The sequence below is a fragment of the Novosphingobium sp. genome (assembly GCF_041915465.1).
In the GTDB taxonomy this organism is placed as follows: Bacteria; Pseudomonadota; Alphaproteobacteria; order Sphingomonadales; family Sphingomonadaceae; genus Novosphingobium.
This window is the reverse complement of record NZ_JAYSBK010000157.1, coordinates 1-4,009: the sequence shown is the minus strand read 5'-3', so window position 1 is coordinate 4,009 and position 4,009 is coordinate 1. Positions and strand designations below refer to the sequence as shown.

The 4,009-nt window shown below is 62.5% G+C and carries 4 protein-coding genes; 1 reads left to right on the top strand and 3 read right to left on the bottom strand.

The window, feature by feature from the left end; all coding sequences use genetic code 11:
• The coding region (locus tag ACE3SN_RS16295; protein WP_374531813.1) for a PEP-CTERM sorting domain-containing protein at positions 1-846 on the top strand (846 nt) is incomplete at its 5' end.
• Positions 847-855: 9 nt separating this feature from the next.
• On the opposite strand, the gene ACE3SN_RS16290 is transcribed toward ACE3SN_RS16295, so the two are convergent.
• From ACE3SN_RS16290 to ACE3SN_RS16280, 3 genes are all read right to left on the bottom strand, one after another.
• Positions 856-1,218, bottom strand: a complete 363-nt coding sequence (locus tag ACE3SN_RS16290) for a PilZ domain-containing protein (protein ID WP_374531811.1) — start codon at positions 1,216-1,218, stop codon at positions 856-858.
• A 98-nt stretch (positions 1,219-1,316) separates the two neighbouring features.
• Complete coding sequence (locus ACE3SN_RS16285; RefSeq protein WP_374531809.1) at positions 1,317-3,143, bottom strand: DUF885 family protein; 1,827 nt, start codon at positions 3,141-3,143, stop codon at positions 1,317-1,319.
• A gap of 4 nt (positions 3,144-3,147) precedes the next feature.
• Positions 3,148-3,825, bottom strand: a complete 678-nt coding sequence (locus tag ACE3SN_RS16280) for a prolyl hydroxylase family protein (RefSeq protein ID WP_374531807.1) — start codon at positions 3,823-3,825, stop codon at positions 3,148-3,150.
• Positions 3,826-4,009: the final 184 nt, after the last annotated feature.

Sequence of the window (4,009 nt, the reverse complement as noted above, 5' to 3'; positions counted from 1 at the left end):
ACCGCACTTGTTGCTGCCTGCCTGGCACTGCTTGCTGCCCTGCCGGCGCAGGCCCGAACGATCCTGTTCGTCGGCAACAGCTTTACCTTCGGCGCGGGTTCGCCGGTCATGCGGTATCACCCCGAGCGGGTGAACGACCTCAACGCGGAAGGGATCGGCGGGGTTCCCGCGTTGTTCAAGACCTTTGCCGACGAGGCCGGGCTCGACTGGACCGTCAGCCTGGAGACTTCGCCGGGCAAGGACCTCGCATTCCACCTCGAAAGCCGCCGTGCGGTGTTGGCGGCGCCGTGGGATGTGGTGCTGCTGCAGGGCTATTCGACGCTCGACCGCGAACGACCCGGCGATCCGGCGCGGCACATTGCCGCCGCCAAGGACCTGTCCGACCTGTTCTTCGCTGCCAATCCGAATGTCTCGGTACGGCTGGTCTCGACCTGGTCGCGGGCCGATCAGACCTATCTGCCGAGCGGCCACTGGCACGGCCAGCCGATCTTCAAGATGGGCGAAGACCTGTCGGCAGCGAACCGGCTCGCGCTGAAATCGGCACCGCATATTGCCGGCACCGTCGAAGTCGGTGCGGCATGGAACCGCGCCATGCGGGCAGGCCTGGCCGATCCAAATCCCTATGACGGGATTGCTTTTGGGCAGGTCAGCCTGTGGACCTGGGACCAGTATCACGCCAGCACCGAGGGCTATTACCTTGAGGCGCTGATGGAGTTTGGCACGGTTACCGGCACCGATCCGCGCAGCTTGGGGGCTGGCGAACGTGCGGCGCAGGATCTTGGGCTCGACCCCCTTGTCGCCGTGCGTCTGCAGAAGATCGCGGCCGAGGAACTGGGGCTGGACTGAAGCGTTTGCTCAGATCCGCGAATGGCCTTCCACCCAGGCGCGGGCGTGTTCGCGGGTGATATGCGCCTCACCCGGCACCTCTCCCGCGGAATCCAGATTGCGGGTTGCCAGAACCCAGTCCTTCGGGATCGGATCGTAGAATGAAATGCCGCTCAGGCCGGGCTTGCTCCAGACCACCCAGCCGAAGGCTTCGAAGCCGCACCATTCGAGCAGGATTTCACCATTGAGAATGGGCAGGTCGGGATGCCCAATGCGCGCGCCGCTTTGTGAAAGGTCGCACAGGGACGCGCGCCGCTGGCCGTTGAGCAGCACGGCTTTGGCTGGCAGCTTGACCCGCAGCCTGCTCGCCTGACGCTTGCCACAGTCCAGCATTTCCGCCTCTCGCCTCGCGCTTGTGCAGTAGAGAGGGCACTATGGCAGGTCTCGGCAAATGCCGCGCTAGCCTTGGTATGAGGGCATCTACGTAGTCCTTAGCCTTTCTGTGAGGCGATCCACCGGTCGATCTTCGCCTCGAGGATCGGCAGCGGCAGGGCGCCGCTCATCAGCACCTGATCGTGGAAGGCGCGAATATCGAACTTTGGCCCGAGTTCCGTCTCCGCCTTCTTGCGCAGCCGCTGAATGGTCAACGCGCCGATCTTGTAGCCCAGCGCCTGTCCCGGCCAGGCGATATAGCGCTCTACCTCGGCGGTCGCATCGCTGCGGCCCATGCCCGAATTCGACAGCATGTAGTCGATTGCCTGGTCGCGAGTCCAACCCTTGAAATGGATGCCGGTATCCACCACCAGCCGCATCGCGCGCAGCATCTCGTCGTCGAGCGTGCCCCAGTGCTGCATCGGATCCTTGTAGAAGCCCATCTCGTAGCCGAGCGTTTCGGCATAAAGCGCCCAGCCTTCGACATAGGCGTTGTTGCCGCCGAAGCGCTGGAAATCGGGCAGGGCGGTGTTTTCCTGAGCGAGGCTGATCTGGAAGTGATGCCCCGGCGCGCCTTCGTGAAGATAGAGCGTGTCGATTCCGGTCAGGAAGCGGCTCGGCAGGTCATAGGTGTTGTAGAAGAAGATCCCCGGACGCGAACCATCGGGCGCGCCCTGGTTATAGCTGCCGCCCGCCTCGTACTTTTCGCGGTAAGCCGGATAGGGCTGAATCAGCAGCTTGGTGCGCGGAACATGGTTGAAAAAGAGCGGGACCAGTTCATCGACGCGGTGGCCGACGGCGGAAAAGCCGTTGGCCAGTTCCTCCTTGGTCTTGGGATGGAACTTGGGATCGCTGCGCATGGTATCGAAGAAGCTGCGCAGATCGCCCTCGCCATAGCCCATTTCCTTGCGCACCACGTCCATTTCGCGCTGGATGCGGGCGACTTCCGACAGGCCGAGCTGATAGATCGCCTCGGGTTCGAGCGGCAGGGTGGTTTGCTGTTCGATTAGGTGGCGATAGAGGCCCGGCCCGCCCTTCATGCCAAGGATGCCGACCTGTTCGCGCGCAGCGGGCAGGTATTCGTCATTCAGGAAGGCGCGCAGGCGACGATAGGCCGGATAGATTTCGTCCCGGATTGCCGCGAAATAGGCCTTCTGCAGCCGTGTTCTTTCCGACATCGGCACCGTGTCAGGGAAATCGCGAACCGGCGAATAGAACGGGGAATCCTCGATCGGCTGGGCCAGCAAGCCGTCGATCTGCGCGATCATGTTGGCAGTGGTCAGCCGCGATGTCACGACGCCGCTGTCCAGCCCCTGGCGAAACCGTACCACGGCATTGTCGAGGACGAACGGGAAGGCGCGGTCGACCGCCAGGGCATCCTCATAGTCCGCGACGTTGTCATAGCTGACCGCACTGCCCTTCGCCATCAGCGAGGGGAACTGGATATGCAGCCCGCCGAAGTGATCGAGCGGGGTGACCTGGGTCAGCGCCAGCATGTCCGGGCGCAGCCAGAACGCTTCCTCGGTCTTGTCATAGAGGAACACGTCATAGGAAATCTGCCGCTCGGGGCTGAGCTTCGCGCGATCGATCTTCTTGAGTGCGCTGAGGCTCAGCTTCACGCTCTTGTTGAGCGCGCGCACGGGATTGTCGGTGAACACCTGGCGCAGCAGCGCCGGATCGGACTTGCCGGTGCGGTAAAGCATGCCGAGCGGATCGATCGCCTGTTCGCGGCGCTGATCGTCGCGGAACAGGGCAAGCAGGCGCTCGTCCTCGTTGGTGACCGCAGAGGTCCGAGCGGGCGGCGGCGAGACTGCGGCGGCGGGCAGGCACGAAGTCCCCAGCAGCGCGGCAACAACCGAGACACGGACAATATTATAAAAGTTCAAAGTCTTAACCCCATTTGCGGGTGCGGTACCACTTGGTGATGACGTATTTCACGCCCTTGATCACCGGGGTTCCGGCGTGGAGCGTGAAGTTGTTGAGATCGCCGGTCGGCGTCGCGTTGTTCCAGATGATCAGCGCGCCGGCCTGCGGCGGGATGGCAAGACCGACGTTCTTGAAATCGGTTTCCCCGCCTTCCTCGACATTGTTGAGATAGATCATCGCCGTGATCGAGCGTTGCCCGCCGCGCTTGGCCTCGGTCTTCCAGTAGGGCGCCTTGGTCCAGAACCAGTCCTGGTGCTCACGGAATTCCTGACCCGGCAGGTAACGCTGGCCTTGCATCGTTTCGCCCCATTCGTGGGGAATGCCAAGCAAGTCGTCGATCCGCCGCTCGATCATCTGAACGAAGGGATCATAGCGGTCCACATCGCCCGAATAGCTGGTGCGCCATTGGCCTTGGTAACCATGGTCGAGCACGGCGGAAGGCTTTGCCGTGCGGTCGATCATCGCCATCAGCTGGGTGCATTCCTCCGCGTTGACAAAGTCTGCAACGGCCCAGATCTCGGCCTGTTCGGTTGGCAGACGCTCGACAAAGGGATCGGCGCCCAGGCGTTTGCGGACATGGTTTCCAGTGCGCAAAAGCGCGACTTTATCGGGGTTTGGGCAGGGCGGATACGGTGCAATCATGGCCCGTCATGACTATCCAGCCTGTCCAGCAGGGCAAGTCATTTCCTGCTTGCGGGCGGCCAAGTGAATGATAAATCTGTCAGCCATGGATACAAACAGCACTCTCAGCCCGCGCTATGCCCGTGGCTCCGTCGTCCTTCACTGGCTGATCGCGCTGCTGATCATGCTGAACTTTGCCGCCGCC